Consider the following 19,715-nt stretch of genomic DNA (forward strand, 5'->3'; position numbering starts at 1 on the left):
TGGCGAATCCCGGCTCCGGCCTCCATCGGGAACCCGGAGTAGACGGCCAGCGAAACGCGGGCAGACCGAGCTCCGCGACGCGGTAAGGAAGTGCCGCGGACCAGACCACCACCGCCCGCACCGCCGTCCGGGCGCCGGGCGCCAGCTGTGCCGTCCTGACCGGTCGCGGTGTGTCGTCACCGGTTGCCGTCCATTCGAACCTCCGCGCGGAACGCCGAGGCCATGGCCCGGGTTTTTCGGTCGAGTGGTGTCAATATTCTTGCGAGATCGGTCGCTGAGCGGTCGAAGCACGTCATTCGTGAATGTTTCATTGATTCATGAACCTTCTGCTTCGTCTGCGCGCAAGGTGTCCGTAAGCTGCCAGCAGTCCTGCCGCAGGCCCCGCGACGCAGGCCGCATCACGCAGCTTCCGAGGAGTTGGCCGCCATGAACACCCGGTGTCCCGAGCTGAGGCAGGGCTGCCGGGTCGTATGCCCGGTCGGCGAACTCGACTTGGCGGCAGCCCCGGCGCTCCGGGACCAGCTCAGGGGGAACGACGCCACGCTCCCCGCGTTCGTGGTCGCCGACCTGCGCCGGGTGACGTTCATCGACAGCAGCGGGCTGCACGAACTGAAGGCCGCCGGCGCGCGCTGCGAGGCGGCCGGCGGCTGGTTGCGCCTGGTCTACGAGCACGAGGCCATCGCCCTGCTGCTCGACCTGACCGGCCTCCAGCAACGGTTTCCCCGCTACGCCACCGTCGAGGACGCCCGGCGAGACCGCCCGTTCGCCGATCGGCGGCCCCACAACTGACGGCCTCGCAGGGCGCCGCCTCGTAGGAGACGCCGCCGACGAGACGTCGTAACGGGTCAGATGCCGGGTTCCGCGCTCACCGGGTGCGGGGGCGGCCAAGCGGGGCGGACGGCCACGGGCAGGCTGGCCAGCGCCCGGCTGACGGTGGGGAAGACGGCCAGTACCTCCCTGCTGCCGGTATGGTCCAGCATCCACTGCACGCGGCGGCCCACACAGGCGAGCAGGAGGCGGCCGCGGCGCCTGCCGAGCAGCCAGTGCAACCCGAGCAGGCAGTTCAGCCCGCGCGAGTTGCAGTAGACCAGCGCCGAGCAGTCCAGGACCACGAAGCGGTACCCCGTGTCGACATAGCCGCCCATCGTCGTACGGAAGAACTGCTCTCCAACGTGATCGAGGGCGCCGCTGACGCGCACGACCACACACGCGTCGCAGTCGGCGACCAGGTTGACCGCCAACCCGTTAGCGTGCGTCATATCGCACCTCCGAGCGGGACTCGCACCCAATACCCCAAGGGCCGGGCAGCCCACGCTATCCGTAGGCGGGCAAGGGAACCAGGTGGGCGCGTCAGGGAGGCAGGCCCTTGCGCCACCGGCCGTCCGGGCGCGGACCGGCGGATCACGACGCGGCGACCGGCCACCGCCGCGCCACCGCGCGCAGGCCGCCCGGCCGTCCTCAGCCGCCGTACGGCCGCGGATTTCCGTACGCGGTGCTGCGCCGGCGGGTGGCGAGGCGCCGGCCGCCACCCGTCGAGCGGCCACTGCCCGTACCGGTCCCCGGCGCCGGGAGCAGCGCGAACGGGCGGGAGAGCGACACCAGTTGCAGCAAGCGGTACACGCACCGGGGCGGCTGGCGCAGATAGGTTTCTCCGCCGTGCGCGGCCGCCCGGGCACGTACCTCGCACAGCCACTGCAACCCGCTGCAGTCGAAGAAGGTGACCTGACTCAGATCCAACACCACCGTGCGTACGGAGGGCGACGACACCTGGGACAGAGCCGGGCGCAGGCGCTGGGCGAGTTCCAGGTCGAGGTCGCCGCGGATCGACAGCAGCAGCGTCTGCCCCTCCCGCCGCGCCCGCCAGCACGGCCCGTCGCTCCGGAGGTACACGGCGGCCGCCCGCCGGCGCGGCATCCGTTCGGACCGCCACCAGCGGACACCGGTACGCGCGAGGCGGCGCGCGGGAGCGCCGCGACCGCGGAAGTAGCGTGCGCACAGTCCAGACACAGGCGGCTCCTCCGTCGGTGGACGGCCCCGGCCCGCCGGGAGCGGCCGGGTGGCGAGGGTGAGCGCGGCAGGCGGTCCGACGTCGGCCAGGGCGTCGCGCCGGCCCCGTCCGTTCGGCTCCAATCGATGTGATGCCCCCGAAAGCGCGGGGACAAGCACGGGTTGCCGAGCCGTCCCACCGTGTTGCCAGCGCCACGTCCGGACCGTGCGTGGCCGCCACCCGAACGGGGCATGGATGGTACAGACCAGTCATCGCGATCCGGCCACCGAGGCTCGCCTCAAGAAGCCGGCCGGCCCTTGGGGGAGTGAGCCGATCATTGCGTACCCGTCGTCGCGCCCGTGTCCGGACGGCGCGGGCCGAATACCTCTTACCGCACGCCCACGAATCCGTCTTCTGGGCCCGGTTTCTCACCGCCGCCTTCCTGGCCAGGGACGAGATCGACGGCTTCGGCCCCGCCGACCCGGCCGACGCCTCCCTGGTCGTCACCGAACTCGTCGCCAACGTCACCCGCCACACCAGCAGCAGCTGCCGGCTGCGGCTGTGCGTCCAGGCCGACACCCTGACCGTCGAGGTACGCGACGACAGCCCGAAGTGGCCCAGCCTCCGCCCGTCCGGCGCGAGCGACGAGAGCGGCCGCGGCCTGACCATCGTGTGCGCCCTGACCCACACCCTGGACGTCCTCGGCGAGCCCGGCGGCGGAAAGACGATCCGCGCCACCCTGGGCACCGGCTGACCGGAGTACGCGGACGGGGGCCCGCCGGGCGGCACTGCGAACAGTGCATGCCCGCCGGTGGCCGTGGTGCCGCACCACTGAACCGGCGGCCGAAACCCGCGTACCGCCAGCGTCCTGCTCGTGCACCGGGCTCCCCGCGCTGTCGTCCACCCGCCTAGGCTGCCCCACAACGGGCAGGGCGGGAGAAAAACGGCGCACTGGGCGCGGCCCCGCTCCAGAAGGAGGGATCCATATGACGACCCGCTCCCTTCAAGCACCCGAAGTCCGCACGGTGGCCGGTACCGTCCGGGGCCGGTGGCAGGGCGGCGTGGCGGTCTTCCGGGGCATTCCGTATGCCCGGCCGCCCGTCGGTGATCTGCACCTGGCGGCGCCGGTGCCCGCGCTGCCCTGGAACGGTGTACGCGAGGCCGACGCTTTCGGGCCCCCGCCGCCGCAATCCCTCGCACTCGGGTACGGCGTCGGGCCGCAGCGGACCGAGGGCGGCGACGACTGGCTGACCGTCAACGTCTACAGCCCCGACCCCGGAGGAGCCCAACTGGCCGTGATGGTATGGCTCTACGGCGGCGTCTACCTGATCGGTTCGTCCGGCGGAACCGGCTATGACGGAACGGCCCTGGCCCGGCGCGGCACCGTCGTCGTGACGTTCAACCACCGCGTGGGCGCGGAAGGGTACGGGCAGTTCGAGGGCGCGCCGCCCAACCGGGCGCTGCTGGACCAGGTCGCCGCGCTGGAGTGGGTACGTGACAACATCGCGGCCTTCGGCGGCGATCCAGGCCGGGTGACCGTCTTCGGCGAGTCGGCCGGCGCGGGCGCGGTGGCCGCGTTGCTGGCGATGCCCCGCGCGGCCGGACTCTTCCACCGGGCCGTGGCGCAGAGCGTGCCGGGCCCCTTCTACAGCGTGCCGCTGGCCGCGGACATCGGTACGGCCGTCGCCGCCGAACTCGGGGCGCCCCCTACGCTCGCCGGTCTCGCGCCGGTGGCGCCCGACGCCCTGCGGGACGCGGCGGACTCCGTACTGAACAAGATGGCGGGCCACGAGTCGCGGTGGGGCCGGGCGGCCCGTGCCCGGATGCCGTTCGCGCCCGTGGTCGACGGCGACGTGCTGCCGCGAACTCCCTGGGAGGCGCTGCGCGCGGGGCAGAGCGCCGGCATCGACCTCGTCGTGGGGCACACGCGGGACGAATGCCGTCTGTTCACCGTGCTGTCGGGACGGCTCGGGAAAGTCACCGAAGAGGAAGCCGCCGCCACCGTCGAATGGTTCGCCCCCGGCGCCGGGGCGCGTGCCTACCGAACGGGTTATCCGGACGCGAGCCCCACCGACTTGCACGACCTGGTGATGTCCGACTGGCTGTTCCGCATGCCGAGCCTCCACCTGGCCGAGGCCCATATCAGCGGCGGCGGTACCTCGTACCTGTACGAACTGGCCTGGCCGAGCCCGGCCATGGGCGGTGTGCTCGGCTCCTGCCACGGGCTCGACGTTCCGCTGGTCTTCGGTGCCTTCAGCGGTGAGATCGCGGAACTGCTCCTGGGGGAGGAGCCCCCTCCCGAGGCCGGTGTGCTTTCGGAAACGATGATGGCGGCCTGGACCGCCTTCGCCGGAACCGGTTCCCCCGGTTGGGCCCCGTACCGGTCGGAGGACCGGCTGACCCGGGTGTTCACCGCGGCGTCCGCCACGGTGCCGTACCCGGAGGAGACGTCGCGTCTGATCTGGGCCGACTGGGATCTCGCCGCCCTGGAAATGATGAATGGCGCGTAACGGGTGACAGCAAGGATGCCGGGATCGCCCGCCACTTCGATGTCCGGTTCGCCGTCGAGCAGTTCGCGTACGCCCCGGCGTATCCACGGGGCACGATGGTTTGTCCGTTGTTGCAGGCGTGCGCTCAGGGGAGGGACGCCGTGGAATCACCGATCACGGCAAGCCGCCGCAGGTCGACCGGACGCAGTGGGCGTGTGACCGGCCGGCCGGTGCCTGCGGTGCTGCCCCCGTCGCCGCGCGCGTGGCTCGGGCTGATCGCGGTCCTCGCCGCGCTGGCGGTCGTCGTGCTCGGGGTTCTGTACGCCGGCCACAGCCAGTCCGGCACGGTGGACAGGTGGTTCGTCCAGCCGACGGCGGACAGCGTGCGGCCGCCGTGGCGGCGCGTCGCCCTGGCCATCGACTTCCTGGGGGAGCCCGCCGGAGCGGCGACGCTGGTGGTGATCGCCGCGACGGGCTGTCTGCTGCTCCGGTGTCCTCGCGCGGCGGTGTTCGTCGTCGCCGGGGCCGGCGCGGCCGTGGGGACGGCGACACTGCTCAAGTCGCTGGTGGGACGCACCATCCACGGCGACGGCAACCTGTCCTACCCGAGCGGGCACACCGCCTTCGTCACCGCGCTCGCCCTTGTGGTGGCGCTGCTCGCGGCCGGCCGGTTCGGTCTTGGCAGGACGGCCGGCACGTTGCTCGTACTCGCCGCGGCGCTGGTGGCCGGAGCCGCCATGGGCTGGGCGCAGGTCGCTCTGGGCGCGCACTACCCGACCGACGTCCTCGGCGGCTGGTGCACCGCGCTGGTGGTGATACCGGCGATCGGGTGGCTGGTCGACCGGGTGGGTGGCCCGTTGGCCGAGCGGAGGGCCGACGCCGGCCGGCGGGAGCGCCGCTGACCGGCGTGGCGCGTCACGCCAAGCGGCGGAACACCGGTTTCACGGGCCGCCCGGCCAGCCACGGGGTGGGGCCACCGGCGTCCAGCGCCTTCCGGTACACCCCACATGCCTGGGCCACCACGTTGACGGTGCGGTCGATGTCGGCGTCGTCGAGTGCGCTGCTCACCACGAACGACGGGGCCAGCACCCCGCCCGCGAGGAGCTGCCGCAGGAACAGGGTGCGGTACCGCTGCGACGGCTGCCGGTTCTCGCCGAGGGTGGCGTAGACCAGGTTGCTGGCCCGGCCCCGGACGACGAGGTGGTCGCCCACGCCCATGCCGGCCGCGGCTTCGCGGACTCCGGCGGCCAACCGCTCGCCGAGGGCGTGCAGCCGCGCGGTGATGCCCTCCTCCACGTAGGTGGCCTGTACGGCCATCGCGGCTGCCAGGGAGTGCGTTTCCGCGCCGTGCGTGGTGGACAGCAGGAACACCCGGTCACGGTCGTGGCGCAGCCCGCCCCGCTCCATGAGATCGCGGCGCCCGGCCAGCGCGGCGACGGCGAACCCGTTGCCCAGCGCCTTGCCGAACGTGGAGAGGTCGGGGACGACGCCGTACAGGCCCTGGGCGCCCGCAGCGGACCAGCGCAGGCCGGTGATCATCTCGTCGAAGACCAGTACGCAGCCGTGCCGGTCGGCCAGCTCGCGCAGCCCTGCGAGGTACCCGGGCGGAGGCTCGGTGTGGGTGGCGGGTTCGAGGATCAGGCAGGCGACCTCGTCCTGGTACCGGGTGAGCAGCTCCTCCGTGGCGGTCAGGTCTCCGTACGGGAACGCCACGGTGAGGCCGGTGGTCGCCGCCGGAACGCCGGCGGACATGGGCGTGGTGCCGATGAACCAGTCGTCCGTGGAGAAGAAGGGGTGGTCGGCGCAGATGGCGACCCGCGGGCGGCCGGTGACGGCGCGGGCGAGGCGCACCGCGGCGGTGGTGACGTCGGAGCCGTTCTTCGCGAACTTCACCATCTCCGCGGTCGGCACGGTGGCCAGGAAACGTTCCGCGGCCTCGACCTCCAGGATGGACGGGCGGACGAAGTTGCTGCCGCGGCCGAGTTCGCGGCGTACCGCCTCGGTCACGCGCGGGTGAGCGTGGCCGAGGCTGACCGACCGCAGGCCGGAGCCGTACTCGATGTAGCGGTTGCCGTCGATGTCCCACACGTGGGCGCCGTGGCCGTGGCTGATGACCGGGGCCAGGTTCTCGGGGTACTGGTCGTCGCCCTTGGCGTACGTGTGCGCGCCCCCGGGGATCATGGCGTGCAGCCGCTCGTTCGCCAGCCGCGACCGGGGCAGGAGGAACTCTTCGCCGTCCATGCCGGCCTCAGCTCTCATGGTGGTGCAGGGCCTCGGCGAGGCTCGGCGCCTCCCGGTCCCGCTGTGACATCAAGGTGACCGGGAGCGGCCAGGGAATGGCGAGTTCCGGGTCGTCGAAGGCGATCGCCACGTCCTCGGCCGGATCGTGCGGGCGGTCGATCCGGTACGAGGTGTCGGCGGCCTCGGTCAGCGCCTGGAAGCCGTGCGCGCACCCCGCCGGGACGTAGAGGGTCGTCTGCGTCTCGCCGGACAGTTCGAAGAAGGCCCGGTTGCGGTACGTCGGCGAGTCCGGCCGCAGGTCCACGACGACGTCGAAGATCTTCCCGTACGAGCACCGCACCAGCTTGGCCTCGCCCGCCCCCGAGCGCAGGTGCAGGCCGCGCAGCACACCCCGGGCCGAGCGGGACACGCTGTCCTGGACGAAGGCGGACGGGTCGAGGCCGACCGAGCGGACCACGTCGGCGTCGAAGGTGCGGCAGAAGAAGCCGCGTTCGTCGGCGCACGGGGTCGGCTCGAACAGGTACGCACCGGTGACAGTAGGGACTTCGGTCGCTTTCATCGGGTCTCCTGCGAGGCGGTCGACGGAAACAGCTTTGCGGTCAAGTCGGCGAATTGGCGGGAGAGTTCACGGGATGCGGCCTCGTTGTGTTCGGTGAGGGTCCGGCGTGCCTCCGCCGCGTGTTTCTCCAAGGACCGGAACTGTTCGAGGAGGCGGTCGGCGTCGACCTCACGGGCCGGGTGGCAGTACGCGCCGAGGCCCATCCGTTCCATGAGCGCGTCGCTCTTCGCCGCGTAGCTGAGCGCGAGCGTCGGCGTGCCGGCCTTCAGCGCGCCGACCAGGTTGTGGTAGCGGGTCGCGACCACGATGTCGGCAGCCGCCGTCTCCTTCATCACGTCGGCCGGCGATGCCGCCTCGGCGGCGGTCACCAGCGGCGAGTCCACCGCGTCGAGCATCGCGGCGACCACCGGTGCGTCGCACTCGTCGCCGGTGAGCAGCCGGACGGTCCTGCCGTCCTCGACCAGCGCGCGGACGAAGCGCGTCGTCCCGTCGAGGTAGCGGCGGTGGATCTCCTCGGCCCTGGCGCGGTCGTCGTTGCCGCCGTGGAAGTCCATGACGCCGACGCAGACCGCGCCCGAGGGCGGGGCGGCCGAAGGCGCCGGCAGGGCGAAGGCGAGGTCGGGGTAGACCTCGTCGCGCGCGGTGTCCACGCCCATCGCCCGCATCGCGTCGCGGGACGGGGCGTCCCGGTACGACCGGTACGCGGCGAGCCGTGCCGACCAGCGCACCAGGGCCCGGGTCGGCCGGTCGCCGATCGCGGCGGCGCCGACGCCGACCAGGGCGACCCGGGTGCCGAACAGCCGGCCGCTCGCGCAGAGCAGGAACAGCGCGTACGGGAAGCCCCACGGCCGCAGCGGCAGGGTGGCCTCCAGGACGCCCATGCCCGGCACGATCACCACGTCGTGCCGGCGCACCCAGGCGGCGGTGCGGAAGGCGTCGACGAGCTTGCCCAGGCCCTTCGCCGCGATCGCACCCGCACGCGAGGCGGTCCGGTACTCCCCGCGGTACCAGTGCAGCCGTGTCGCGGGGATCCGGTACCGGGTCGCGACGGCCTCGGGTCCGCCGCACAGCGCGTCCACGACCGCCTCGGGGTGCTCGGCGCGGAGGTAGCCGAGCACGGCTTCGAGCGACCCGTCGTTGCCGAGGTTGCCGGAGCCGAGCAGGCCGAACACCCCCACCCGCGTCGCAGCCTTCATACCTGCCGCCCCGCACGGCCCGCGACGAGGGCGTCGACGGAGACGGCGAGCCGGGCCGGGTCGGCCGGGACGCGGTCCTCGACCCGCTCGCCCGCGCCGCCCGGCCGGGCCCGGCTGGTCATCCATGCGGCCAGGTGGCGGTAGCAGGCGCGTCGGTCGGCCGACGACAACGGCGCGCGCCGGATCGCCGCGACGAAGCCCCATACGTACTCGGCGAGCAGCCGGGGCGTCGGGTGCAGCGGGCCTGCCCGGCGCGGGTCCAGGTTGACGCACCGGGAGCGTTTGCCCGGGTTCGCCCGCTCGGCGCGGGTGGGGTGGTCGCGGCGGAAGTACAGCAGCTCCGGCACCTGGTGGAAGGGCCCGTGCAGGGTGATCTCGGCGACGAAGGTGCGGTCCGCGTGGTGGTAGCTGTCGTGCGGCTTCACCCGGCGCAGTACGTCCGCCCGTATCACCCCGTAGAAGTCGTCGCCCCCGGGCTCGAACAGCAGACTGCGGAAGCGCTCCGGCGCGCGCGGCGAGTCGGTGGCGAGCCCGTACTCGTACGGGACCTTCACCTTGCCGTCGCCGTCGATGACCGCCTGGCCGGTGTGCGCGAGGACCACATTCGGCCGCTCGTCCAGCGCTTCCACGCAGCGCAGCAGCAGGTCCCGGGCGTACAGGTCGTCGTGCGAGGCCCATTTGAACAGCTCGCCGCGGCACTCGGTGAACACGTAATTGTGGTTCGGCGCGGCGCCGATGTTCCGGGGCAGCCGGAGGTAGCGGACGCGTGGGTCCTGCGCGGCGTACCGGCGGCAGATGTCCCGGGTCCCGTCGGTCGAGGCGTTGTCGGAAATGACCAGCTCGAAGTCCTCGTACGTCTGGCCGAGCAGGGCGTCGAGCGACTCGGCGAGGTACTCCTCGCCGTTGTACACGGGCAGGCCGATGCTCAACCTGGGCTGGGCGGTCATGGCGTCCTCACTTCGGGGATGGGGATCTGGTGGCGCTCGCGCAGGGCGGACCGCAGTTGCAGCCACCACACGGCCGAGCCGCACACGGTCGCGGCGGCGACGCCCCAGGCCGAGCCGACCGTGCCGCCCGCGGCCGCCCCGCCGAGCCCGCCGCCGACGTAGCAGGCGGAGGCGAACAGCTGGCAGCGCAGACTGCGCCGGGCCGCGGCGAGCGCGCGCAGCCCGGCCGCCGCGCCGGTGCCGAGGCCGGCGCCCGCGACGCCGAGCGCGGCCGGCACGATGAGCTGGGCGGCGGAGTGCCAGACGTCGCCGAGTACGAGTTCGCCGAGCCGGTCCGGCATCAGCAGCAGTGCCGCGCCCCAGAGCAGTGCGGCGGCTGCCTGCCCGCCGCCGAGCAGGAAACAGAACCTGCCGAGCCGGTCCGGGGCCTGCCGCAGCACCCGTGCCGCCTCCGCGACGGTCACCAGCGAAAGCCCCATCAGTACGGCGAGGAACGGGCCGAGCAGGAGTTCGGCGCCCCGGACCGCGCCCACCGCGCCGACTCCGACGATCGCGCCGAGCCCGTACGCCCGCAGCTGGCTCGCGCCGCTGAGGCTGACGTTCTCGACCAGGTACCGGTAGCCGAGGTCGCGGTGCTCGCGAAGCCACGCGCGCGCTCCGGCCAACTGGGGCCTGACGCCGGATTGGAGGCAGCCGTAGACCGCGGCCACCGCGGCGGACGCGCCCCAGGCGAGCACGAAAGCGGCCACGCTGCCCACGCCGGCTGCCACGACCATGGCCGGGACGAGCGCGACGCCCCACACGAGGTCGTTGACGAACGCCTTCCGCCCGGTGCCGGCAGCGAAGAACGCGTACCGCCAGGCGTCCTGCAGCAGCAGCCCCGGCAGTACGACGCCGAGACAGACGAACGCGGGCCCCACGCGGTCGCCGAGACCGAGGCCGACCACCAGACACGCCGCGCCGATGACGGCACCGACGCCGAGCGCGGTACCCGAGGACCGGGCCGCCCCCGCGCGCCAGGACGCGTCCGGCACGCCGCTGAAGCGCACCACGAGCGGATCGGTGGCCAGCCCGCGGGCGACGTTGAGCACCACGCCGTAGGTCAGCCAGGCCAGGCTGAACACGCCGAACGCGGTCACTCCCAGCGTGCGTGCCACGTAGATGCCCACCGCGAAGTTGGTCATGCTGGAGGCCGCCTGGTCGGCCAGCCCCCAGGACAGCCGGCCGACGACGGCCCGCTTGGCGGTGCGCTGCTCCCTCGCGGTGGTCATCGGCGTCATGCCTTGATCAGCCCGGCGCCGTGCAGGGCGTCGGCCGCGACGGCGACGGTGCCGAACGGCAGCCCGGACCGTTCGGCCACGTCCAGCAGACTGTGCTCGCCGTCGGAGAGGCTGAGCACCCAGAGCATGGCCGTCTGGGCCTGCTTCGCGTCGCTGCGGCCGCCGAGCGTGTCGTACAACCCCCGCCGGCCGAGCTGCGGTTCGCCGCAGGGGCTGAGGTTGACGTACCGGCGGTTGCGGTCGAGGACGGCGAATGCCTCGCGGCAGACGGCAAGGGTGTCCGCCATCGCCTCCGGGGAGACGAAGTCCGGGTTGTCCGCCGAGGTGTGGTATTCGGGGTAGCCGGCATACGGGGTACGGCTGAGCGAGCCCACGCCGAGGTTGAAACCGGGCGAGCAGTACTGCCGCTCGTCGTAGCCGTACGGCGTGAACTCGACGACGCGGTGCGGGCGTTCGGAGGCGGCGAGCACGTGCCGCAGCACCCGGTCGATCTCCGCGTCGCCGCGCCTGCTCTGCTTGTACGTCAGCTGACCCGAGTCGCCCGCGCAGGCCAGTACCAGGCCGTGCTTGACCCGGTCGATCCGCTCCGTGTTGCGCGCCAACCAGGTGATCGCCCCGATGGTGCCGGGCGCGAAGATGAACCGGTAGGTGTAGTACGGGGTTTCCCGCGCCAGCGCCCGGGTCAGGAACGTCGCCACCGCGATGCCGGCCAGGTTGTCGTTGGCCAGCGACGGGTGGCAGACGTGGCAGGAGACGATCACCTCGTCCGGGACCTGCCCGGGGACCACGTGCTCGGCGTAGGTGAGGTGGCCGTCCGTGAGGCTGGAGTCGATACGCACCTCGTACTCGCCGTCCGGCAGCGCGTCCAGGGTCTCCTGGGCCAGGCAGAACCCCCATTCCGGCTTGTAGTAGCTGGTGCGGTACGGCACCCAGGCCGGGTGCTCCGGCAGGGTGTGCAGGTGTCCGCGCAGTTCGGCCAGCGGCATGGTCCGCGACACCGGCACGCTGTAGCCGAGCACGTGCAGGCTGGACGCGGCGAAGTCGACGACCCGGTTGCCCGCGGCGTCGGCGACGTGAGCGTCCCGGATGTTCCACTCCTGCGGCACCGTCCAGTCGAGCACTTGCGTCCCGGTCGGTACCTCGTACACCTGTAGCGGGACGTACTCCCCGACGATCTCCAGGGTGGCGCGCACCCCGTCGCCGGTGATGCTCCGGCACAGCGGGTACAGCCGCTCCACCAGCGCGTGCATCTCCTCCCCGACAGCGGTCATCGGCGCCACCGCAGGGTGTCGTCGACGGTGCCGGCGTCGGACGCCGCGCGCAGCACGGCGAGGCGGGTGAAGCGACGCTCGAAGTCCTCCCGGGTCAGTCCGTGTTCCCGGTAGGCGTCGGCGAGTTCGAGCGCGCCCTGCTTGACCGTCCACGCGCAGTCGAAGCCGGGGATCGCGGCGCGGAAGCGGGAGAAGTCCACCCGGTACGACCGCGGATCGGCGCCGGTCTCCCCGGTGATCACCACCTTGGCGCCGGACACCGCCTCGGCGACCTGTCCGGCGATCTCGGCGACCGTGACGTTGTTGACCTCGCTGCCGATGTTGAACGCCCGGTCGTGCACCGCTTCCCGGGGCGCGGTCAGCGCGGCCGTGAAGGCCCGTGCGATGTCGGCGGCGTGCACCAGCGGGCGCCAGGGGGTGCCGTCGGAGAGCACCAGCACCTCACCGGAGAGCAGCGCGTGGCCCACCAGGTTGTTCAGTACGATGTCGGCGCGCAGCCGGGGGGAGTAGCCGAAGGCGGTGGCGTTGCGCATGAACACCGGGCTGAAGTCGCCGTCGGACAGCGCGTGCAGGTCGTCCTCCACCCGCACCTTGGACTCCGCGTACGGCGTCACCGGGCGCAGCGGGGCGTCCTCGGTCACCAGGCCGGTGCTGCCCGCGGCACCGTAGACCGAGCAGGTCGACGCGTACAGGAAGCGCCGCACCCCGGCATCGCGGGCCAGCCGGGCCAGCCGCACGGACGCGTGGTGGTTGATGTCGTAGGTGAGTTGCGGAGCCAGTGATCCCAGCGGGTCGTTGGAGAGTGCGGCCAGGTGGATCACGGCGTCCACGCCGATCACGTGTTCCGCTGTGACGTCGCGCAGATCCACCCGGTGCCCCGCCGGGTCCACGGGCGGCGTGCCCAGCACGCAGTCGGCGAACAGGCCGGCGTCGAGACCGACGACCTCGTGTCCGGCGGCGGCGAGCACCGGGGCCATCACCGTGCCCAGGTAGCCCTGGTGTCCGGTCAGCAACACGCGCAAATTTCAGTCCCCCAGATCGAGAGTGAGTTTGGTGACGGCGAACGCCTCGGCGTAGCGCGCGTGGCATTCGATGCCGCGGATCCGCGCCAGCCCGAGGAAGGCTTCCCGGTCGTACCAGGGCCGGTGCCACTGCGACGGGTAGTGCTCCTCCAGCAGCCGCACCTTCTGTTCGGCGATCTCCGGCGACAGCGGCTGGTACGCCGCCGGACGGCCGAGGTCGCCGTCCCACTTGACGATCTCGTAGCCGAGGACGAGGTGGTCGCGGAACGCGGTGGTCACCAGCTTCGCCAGACCGCGGTGGTCCTGGTGCGCGTCCTCGGTACGCGGGGCGAGGACCAGGCCGGGATCGGTCCGCTCGCGCAGTTCCCCGACCGCGGCCTTGGCCTCGTCCCAGTGCGCGGGCATCCGGCCGTCCGGCAGCTTGAGCACGGTGAGGCGCAGGTCGCCGCCCGGGCAGAAGGCCGTGAGCGCGGCCTGCTCCTCCTGCTCGCGCTCGCTGCCACCGCCGGAGAGCACCAGCGCGTCGACGCGCAGACCCGGCCGCGCGAGACACAGCGTCAGCAGCGTGCCGCCGGCGCCGATGGCGATGTCGTCGCAGTGCGCGCCCACCGCGACGACCCGGTCCAGGCGCCCGGCTCCGAGCCGGATCACGCCCGCGCTCCGGCGGCGTCCCGTTCCCACACGGCCCACGGGCGATCGCCCCTGGCGTAGGCGGCGTCGAGCGCGGCCCGTTCCTTCACCGTGTCGGTCGGCTTCCAGAAACCGCGGTGCCGGTGCGCCACGAGACGGCCGCGCTTGGCCAGCTGGGCGCAGCCGTCGGCGACCAGGTCCCCGTTCTCCGGGATGTGGTCGAAGACCTCCTGGCGGAGCACGAAGTAGCCGCCGTTCTCCCACAGCGGCAGTCGGCTCACCTCGGTGATGCCCCCCACCAGGCCGTCCTCGCCCAGGTCCACGCAGTGGAACGAGGACTGCGGTGGCACCACCATCATCGACGCACCGGCGTCGCGCCGGGCGAACCGGTCGATCATCTCCGGCAGCGGCGCGTCGGTGAGCACGTCGGCGTAGTTGGCGAGGAACATCTCGTCGCCGTCCAGGTGGTGCCGCACCCGGCGCAGCCGTTCCCCGATCGGTGACTCGACGCCGGTCTGCGCGAACGTGATCGTCCAGTCCGCGATGTCGGTGGACAGCAGCTCGGTCCGCCCGTTGCGCAGGACGAAGTCGTTGGACGCCGTCTCCTCGTAGCTGAGGAAGAAGTTCTTGATGTGATGAGCCCCGTAACCGAGGCACAGGATGAACTCCGTGTGCCCGAAGTACGCGTAGTAGCGCATGACATGCCAGATCAGCGGCCGCGGTCCGACCATCGCCATCGGCTTGGGTATGTCGTCGGACGCTCCGGCGCGCATACGCAGTCCGTAACCGCCGCAGAAAAGTACGACCTTCATGAGGTGCCCTCGACAATGCTCAGTTCCGGGATGGGGAAGACCAGCCGGCCGCCCCAGGCGTGCACGAAGGACAGCTGCTCGACCAGCTCGGCCCGCAGGTTCCACGGGAGGACGAGCACGTAGTCCGGCCGGTCGGTGCCGATCTGCTCGGGTGGCAGGATCGGGATGCGGGTGCCCGGGGTGAACCTGCCGTGCTTGTAGGGGTTGCGGTCGACGGTGTACGGGAGCAGGTCGGGCCGGATGCCGCAGTGGTTGAGCAGGGTGTTGCCCTTGCCGGGGGCGCCGTAGCCGACGACCGTCTCGCCGCGCTCGGCCGCCTCGATGAGGAACCGCAGAAGGTCCCGGCGCACCTTGGCCACCCGGGCGGAGAACTCGGTGTACCCGGACAGCTCCTGCAGCCCGGCGGCCTTCTCCCGTTCCAGCGCGTCGGCCACCCGGCGGGACGGCTCGCCGGCCACCTCGGCCGGACGGGCCCACAGCCGGATGGAGCCGCCGTGTGTGGGCAGCAGCTCGACGTCCACGAGCGCGAGACCGCCGCTCGCCAGCGCCCGGGCCGCGGACGCGACCGTGTAGTACTGGAAGTGCTCGTGGTAGATCGTGTCGTACTGGTTCCGCTCGATCAGCGTCAGCAGGTGCTGCACCTCGATGGAGACCCAGCCGTCGTCCGCGACCAGGGCGCGCAGGCCCTCGGTGAACCCGACCACGTCGGGGATGTGCGCGTACACGTTGTTGGCCACGACCAGGTCCGCCGGGCCCTGCTCGGCGCGGACCGCCGAGCCGGTGGCCGGGTCCAGGAACGCCGTGAGCGTCGGCACACCCGCGTCCCGCGCCGCGGCGCCGACGTTCACCGACGGCTCGATGCCGAGGCAGCGGATCCCCCGGTCCACCACGTGCCGCAACAGGTACCCGTCGTTGCTCGCGACCTCGACGACGAAGGCGTCGGGGCCGAGAGCGAGACGCCGTTCGGCGTCGGCGACGAAGGCGCGCGCGTGCTCCACCCAGGACGTCGAGTAGGAGGAGAAGTACGCGTACTGCGTGAACGTCTCCTCCGGGGTGATCAGCGGAGGGATCTGCGCGAGCCAGCAGTCGGTGCAGACCCGCAGGTGCAGCGGGTACGTCGGCTCCGGCCGGTCCAGTTGGTCCGCGGCGAGCACACTCTCGCACGGCGGAGTCGCTCCGAGATCGACGACGCTGGCCATCGCCGCCGAGCCGCAGAGTCGGCATCGTGTCATCTACTGCCCCCCATTGATTCCGTCCGCCCCGCGATCGCGGAGCGGTACCCGTCCACCAGGCGCTCAAGACCGACGGCCGGGCTGAAACCCTGCTCGTAACGGCGCCGGGCCGCCTGGCCCATCTCCCGGTTGCGGGCCGGCTCGGCCGTGACCCGGCGCAGGCAGGACGCGAGCGAGGCGGCCTCGCCCGGCCGGTGCAGCAGCCCGGTCACCCCGTTCTCGACGAGTTCGACGAAGGCGCCGTGACCGGCGGCGACGGCCGGCACCCCCGCTGCCATCGCCTCCACGACCACCAGGCCGAACGCCTCCAGCCACGTCGAGGGGGCCACCACGGCGACCGACCGCGCGACGGCCTCCCGGCACTGGGCCGGGTCGTACAGGCCGACGTACCGCACGTCGTCCCGGCCCGCCGCCCAGGCGCTCACCTCTCGCTCCAGCGGCCCCGCGCCGGCGACCACGAGCGGCACGCCCACACCGCCGTCGGCGGCGATCTCGTCCCACGCGGCCATGAGCAGCCGTACGCCCTTGGCCTCCGCGAGCCGGCCGAGATAGAGCAGATGCTCGCCGGCGCCCGACCGGCGGGCGTCCGGGTCGGGCACGAAGTTGTGCTTGACCGCCAGCCGCTCGGCCGGCATGCCGGCCCGTACCAGGACGTCGCGCTGCGCCGCGGAGATGCAGAAGAACCGCGTGACGCCCGACCACCACCGCCGCCGGTTGACCGACAGGCCGACCGCGAGGGGCACCGTCGCCAGCCGGGAGTTCCGGTAGCAGCCGTGCCGGACGGCGGGCAGCGGCGCGGACCCGACGCACTCGGTGCACGGCCGGCCGTCCCGTTGCAGGGTGCCGGGCGGGCAGACCTGGGAGTAGTTGTGCAGTGTGGCCACGGCGGGCACGCCGGCGTCGGCGCAGGCGGCCAGCACCGCGGGCGACAGGAGCGGGAAGACGTTGTGGACGTGCACCACGTCAGGGCGTGAGGTACGGAGCCGGGCGGCCAGTTCCGCGCGGACCGCCGGGTTCCACGGCACCAGCAGCGGCACCATGGCCTTGCCCGGCAGGGACCGGGCGGCGATGTCGTCGCTGCGCCGCTCGAACACCTCGACCCGGTGGCCGGCCGCGCGCAGCAGCGCCACCTCCTGGTCGACGACCTTGTTCTCCCCGCTCGGCTGCGCCGAGGAGTAGCGGTTGTGCACCACGAGCACGTGCATGTTTGAGGTCACCTCCGATCCCGGGCCCATCGCGGGATGCGCCGTCGGGGGATTGCGGGCGTCGCGAGGGGCGTGGCCGCGGCAGGTGCCGCCAGGAGCGAGGCGGCCACGGCCAGGTGCAACAGGTACGGCGAGGCGTCACCCAACCCGGCCTCGGTGTACGACGCGATGGCGCAGTAGCTGATCAGGAAGAGCGCACAGGCCCTCGGCAGTGACGGTGGCCGCAGCAACGCGACGCCGCCCAGCACGAGGATGACGGCCGCCACCAAGGCGATACCGGTCAGGCCCTGCTCGTGGTAGACGGCCAGCCAGCTGTTGTCGATCGGCAGCCCGCCGAACGACTTGTCGCCCAGGCCCACGCCGAACAACGTCTCCACGGCCGACCGGGGCGCCGCCAGCAGGGCGTCCCAGACCGTGGCCCTGCCGGTGAGGCTGGTGAGGTACTCCTGGCTCTGGCCGCGCAGGAACCACGCCCGTAGCGCGGCGGCGAACCCCACCGCCGCCACCGCGCCGCACAGCACCGCCCAGGTGACGAACCGGCGGGCGGCGACGCTGGTCGGCAAGAGCGAGCCGACCGCCAATGCCAGCCCGATGAGCAGGCCGAGGGTGGCCGTACGGGTATGGGTCAGCGCGAGCAGGACGAGCGAGGGCACGATGACGACCGCCGCGCCGGCCCGGTCGGTGCGGCGGCCCAGTACGAGCAGCACGGTGAGCCCGATGATCACTGCGGCGTACTGTCCGATCTGCGGCGGGGTGAGCGGCCACAACGCGCCGACCAGCCGCCCGCCGTACAGCTCGGGCATGGCCGCGCCCGGCGAGACGACCAGGCCGGCGGCGACCGACCCGAGCACCGCGAAGTACATCCGGATGTGGTGCCGTACGAACGTCGTACCGCCGTCCCACCAGCGGCTGAGCAGCCACAGCGTGCCGACGAAGAGAGCCAGCCGGGCGCAGCGGAACAGCGCGCCGAGCCCGGACTCCAGTTGCAGGCTGGAGATCACGCTCGGCACGAGGAGCAGGGTGAGCAGGAGCAGGTAGGCGCTGGCCCGGATGCGCAGCCGGAGGTTGAGCGCGAGTGCCAGCGTGAACGCGGCGACCAGCGCGCCCATGGTGACGACCTGGATGAAGGAGCGGGGCAGCGGGATGATGGTCTTCGCCCCGGCGGAGCCGAGCGTGTTGAGGACCAGCAGCCCCCAGACGATCCCCACGGTCTTCGGCACACCGGCCGGGCGCGCCTCGGCGCCGGGCCGGGCGCCCTCCGTGTCCGCTCCGCCCGGCAGCCCAGCGCGTCGCAGATCCCCGCCCATCTCAATCACCGGCCCGTGGGTCGAGGGTGCTGCCGGCGTCTTGCTGGTAGGGCGGGTTCTGCCACTGGCCGAAGTCGAGCACCCGGCTGGGATCGTGCGCGACGAAGGTCCAGGGGCCGAGGTAGACGTTGTCGTGCCAGCGGTTGAGCTGCTTGTGGGTGATCGCCTCGGCCACCCGCTCACCCTGGTACGGCGACCAGTCGGGGTAGGTGCCGTAGTTGGCGAGCACCGCCATCCGGTCGCACTTCACCGTGCACTCCACGACGGACTTGTCCAGCACGAAGCGGTTGTCGTGAATGTCCACCCGCTGGGTCTTCCACCGGCAGTCGGCGTAGAGCGGGGCTTCGGCGATCGCCGGCCGCGCGCAGCGGTCGGCGCGCCGCACCAGCAACGTGCAGTCACCGGAGGAGGTGTTGGCCGGGCTGTTGCAGAACCGGTCGGCGTTTTCCCACAGGGTGATGCCGGACCAGTTGTTCTCCAGCACGTTCCGGTAGATCTCGATCTTGTCCGTGCGGGCCTTGACCCGTGGTTCGCCGCCGGACTCGGACAGGTAGACGGTCGCGAACGGGAAGCTGTCGCCACGGTCGGCGTACCGACGGCCCTCGACCCAGTTGTTGCGCCGGACCGTGTTGTTCCGGATGACCGCGTTGTAGCTGGTCTCGTAGATCAGCGCGGCACCGTCGTTGGCTTCGAGCACGTTGTTCTCGATGCGGAAGTCGTTGTTGTTGGTGTCCGCCCACAACCCGGTTCCGCGGTTGTCGTGCACCCAGTTGCCGCGTATGTCGGCGCCGTCGACGGCCCAGAACTTCACCCCACCGGTGCAGCCGCAGCCCTCGCGCCGCCGCTCCCAGTCGCCGGTGTTGTTGCCCGCGATCTCGTTGCCCTCGACCACCAGGCCGCTGATGCGGCCGCCGCCCTTGTACGCGTTCATGCCGTACTGCCCGTTGCCGCGCAGGCAGCTGGCGCGGACCCGCTGCCGGGCACCGGCCATCAGCCCGGCGCCGGAGTTGTGCTGGATCGTCGCGTGCTCGATCACCCACCCGTCGGCCGAGTCGTGGTTGACCACGCCCTCGTCGTGCGGCGCGACGAAACCCTGCACGGTCAGGTGGCGGATGGTGACGTCGGGGGCGCTCCCGCTGAAGGCGTACTGGTTCTTCTTCCGGCCGTCGAGCACCGCGCCCGGCGCGCCGAGGTAGCGGTTTCCCTTCTTGGGGACGACCTGTGCGTAGCGGTCCGGATCGAGCCGGTGCGTGCCCGGTCGGAGCCAGAACGTGGTGTTCGGGGGGCTGCTCTTGGTCTTCGCGGCCAGATCACCGACCACCGCGGGATCGACCGTCACCGCGCCCGCCGGCGCCTTCGCCGGACCGGTTCCGGGCTTGGCGCACACCTTGGCCACGGGCGACCGGGCCCCGGACGTGGAGGGCGCGGCGGTCGGCTCCGGCCGCGCGCTCGGCGTGCTCACACAGCCGACCGCCCCCAGCACGACCAGCGCCTGCGCCGCCACCGGCAACGACCAGTTCCGCCACTTGATCCCCAC

19 protein-coding genes are annotated in these 19,715 nt (G+C 72.4%); 4 read left to right on the plus strand and 15 right to left on the minus strand.

Annotated features, from left to right (window positions below; genetic code table 11):
* Positions 1-426: 426 nt before the first annotated feature.
* Entirely contained in the window at positions 427-789 is a 363-nt protein-coding gene (locus ACH4K4_RS25855) for an STAS domain-containing protein (RefSeq protein WP_398170426.1), read from the plus strand.
* 56 nt (positions 790-845) lie between these two features.
* Here ACH4K4_RS25855 and ACH4K4_RS25860 read toward each other — a convergent pair whose 3' ends face one another.
* Complete coding sequence (locus ACH4K4_RS25860; protein WP_398170427.1) at positions 846-1,259, minus strand: STAS domain-containing protein; 414 nt, start codon at positions 1,257-1,259, stop codon at positions 846-848.
* Between the two features lie 199 nt (positions 1,260-1,458).
* Positions 1,459-2,007, minus strand: a complete 549-nt coding sequence (locus tag ACH4K4_RS25865) for an STAS domain-containing protein (RefSeq protein WP_398170429.1) — start codon at positions 2,005-2,007, stop codon at positions 1,459-1,461.
* A gap of 317 nt (positions 2,008-2,324) precedes the next feature.
* Here ACH4K4_RS25865 and ACH4K4_RS25870 point away from each other — a divergent pair, with 317 nt between their 5' ends.
* The 3 genes from ACH4K4_RS25870 to ACH4K4_RS25880 all read left to right on the plus strand — a co-directional run bounded on the left by ACH4K4_RS25870 (position 2,325) and on the right by ACH4K4_RS25880 (position 5,378).
* The gene (locus ACH4K4_RS25870) at positions 2,325-2,741 is read left to right on the plus strand and encodes an ATP-binding protein (protein ID WP_398170430.1); all 417 of its coding nucleotides are present in this window, start codon (positions 2,325-2,327) and stop codon (positions 2,739-2,741) included.
* A gap of 232 nt (positions 2,742-2,973) precedes the next feature.
* Positions 2,974-4,497: a carboxylesterase/lipase family protein gene (locus ACH4K4_RS25875; protein WP_398170431.1), complete on the plus strand. Its 1,524-nt coding sequence runs from the start codon at positions 2,974-2,976 to the stop codon at positions 4,495-4,497.
* A 194-nt stretch (positions 4,498-4,691) separates the two neighbouring features.
* Complete coding sequence (locus ACH4K4_RS25880; protein ID WP_398170433.1) at positions 4,692-5,378, plus strand: phosphatase PAP2 family protein; 687 nt, start codon at positions 4,692-4,694, stop codon at positions 5,376-5,378.
* Between the two features lie 13 nt (positions 5,379-5,391).
* Here ACH4K4_RS25880 and ACH4K4_RS25885 read toward each other — a convergent pair whose 3' ends face one another.
* Genes ACH4K4_RS25885 through ACH4K4_RS25945 form a run of 13 tightly spaced genes read right to left on the minus strand, consistent with a single transcriptional unit; the run spans position 5,392 to position 19,715 of the window.
* Positions 5,392-6,717 carry a glutamate-1-semialdehyde 2,1-aminomutase gene (locus ACH4K4_RS25885; RefSeq protein WP_398170642.1) on the minus strand — a complete coding sequence of 442 codons (1,326 nt, stop codon included), beginning with the start codon at positions 6,715-6,717 and terminating at the stop codon, positions 5,392-5,394.
* A gap of 7 nt (positions 6,718-6,724) precedes the next feature.
* Entirely contained in the window at positions 6,725-7,276 is a 552-nt protein-coding gene (gene rfbC, locus ACH4K4_RS25890; protein ID WP_398170434.1) for a dTDP-4-dehydrorhamnose 3,5-epimerase, read from the minus strand.
* Positions 7,273-8,472 carry a polysaccharide pyruvyl transferase family protein gene (locus tag ACH4K4_RS25895; protein ID WP_398170435.1) on the minus strand — a complete coding sequence of 400 codons (1,200 nt, stop codon included), beginning with the start codon at positions 8,470-8,472 and terminating at the stop codon, positions 7,273-7,275. Before ACH4K4_RS25895 ends, rfbC begins: the two co-directional genes overlap by 4 nt.
* Positions 8,469-9,419: a glycosyltransferase family 2 protein gene (locus ACH4K4_RS25900; protein WP_398170437.1), complete on the minus strand. Its 951-nt coding sequence runs from the start codon at positions 9,417-9,419 to the stop codon at positions 8,469-8,471. Before ACH4K4_RS25900 ends, ACH4K4_RS25895 begins: the two co-directional genes overlap by 4 nt.
* On the minus strand, positions 9,416-10,699 hold the full coding sequence (locus ACH4K4_RS25905; RefSeq protein ID WP_398170438.1) for a hypothetical protein: 1,284 nt from the start codon (positions 10,697-10,699) through the stop codon (positions 9,416-9,418). The genes ACH4K4_RS25900 and ACH4K4_RS25905 overlap by 4 nt, the downstream gene beginning before the upstream one ends.
* Complete coding sequence (locus ACH4K4_RS25910) at positions 10,696-11,970, minus strand: DUF4910 domain-containing protein (RefSeq protein ID WP_398170439.1); 1,275 nt, start codon at positions 11,968-11,970, stop codon at positions 10,696-10,698. The genes ACH4K4_RS25905 and ACH4K4_RS25910 overlap by 4 nt, the downstream gene beginning before the upstream one ends.
* A complete protein-coding gene (locus ACH4K4_RS25915; RefSeq protein WP_398170440.1) occupies positions 11,967-12,992 on the minus strand; it encodes an NAD-dependent epimerase/dehydratase family protein in 1,026 nt (341 codons plus the stop codon). Before ACH4K4_RS25915 ends, ACH4K4_RS25910 begins: the two co-directional genes overlap by 4 nt.
* 3 nt (positions 12,993-12,995) lie before the next feature.
* Positions 12,996-13,643, minus strand: a complete 648-nt coding sequence (locus ACH4K4_RS25920) for a PIG-L deacetylase family protein (protein ID WP_398170441.1) — start codon at positions 13,641-13,643, stop codon at positions 12,996-12,998.
* Positions 13,640-14,434, minus strand: a complete 795-nt coding sequence (locus ACH4K4_RS25925; RefSeq protein WP_398170443.1) for a glucose-1-phosphate cytidylyltransferase — start codon at positions 14,432-14,434, stop codon at positions 13,640-13,642. Before ACH4K4_RS25925 ends, ACH4K4_RS25920 begins: the two co-directional genes overlap by 4 nt.
* Positions 14,431-15,666 carry a class I SAM-dependent methyltransferase gene (locus ACH4K4_RS25930; protein ID WP_398170444.1) on the minus strand — a complete coding sequence of 412 codons (1,236 nt, stop codon included), beginning with the start codon at positions 15,664-15,666 and terminating at the stop codon, positions 14,431-14,433. Before ACH4K4_RS25930 ends, ACH4K4_RS25925 begins: the two co-directional genes overlap by 4 nt.
* Positions 15,663-16,871 carry a glycosyltransferase gene (locus tag ACH4K4_RS25935; protein WP_398170446.1) on the minus strand — a complete coding sequence of 403 codons (1,209 nt, stop codon included), beginning with the start codon at positions 16,869-16,871 and terminating at the stop codon, positions 15,663-15,665. The genes ACH4K4_RS25930 and ACH4K4_RS25935 overlap by 4 nt, the downstream gene beginning before the upstream one ends.
* Before the next feature lie 8 nt (positions 16,872-16,879).
* Positions 16,880-18,178, minus strand: a complete 1,299-nt coding sequence (locus ACH4K4_RS25940; RefSeq protein WP_398170447.1) for an O-antigen ligase domain-containing protein — start codon at positions 18,176-18,178, stop codon at positions 16,880-16,882.
* Position 18,179: 1 nt separating this feature from the next.
* Complete coding sequence (locus ACH4K4_RS25945; protein ID WP_398170448.1) at positions 18,180-19,715, minus strand: right-handed parallel beta-helix repeat-containing protein; 1,536 nt, start codon at positions 19,713-19,715, stop codon at positions 18,180-18,182.

This window comes from Streptomyces sp. NPDC017529, from assembly GCF_044329785.1.
Taxonomy (GTDB): Bacteria; Actinomycetota; Actinomycetes; order Streptomycetales; family Streptomycetaceae; genus Streptomyces.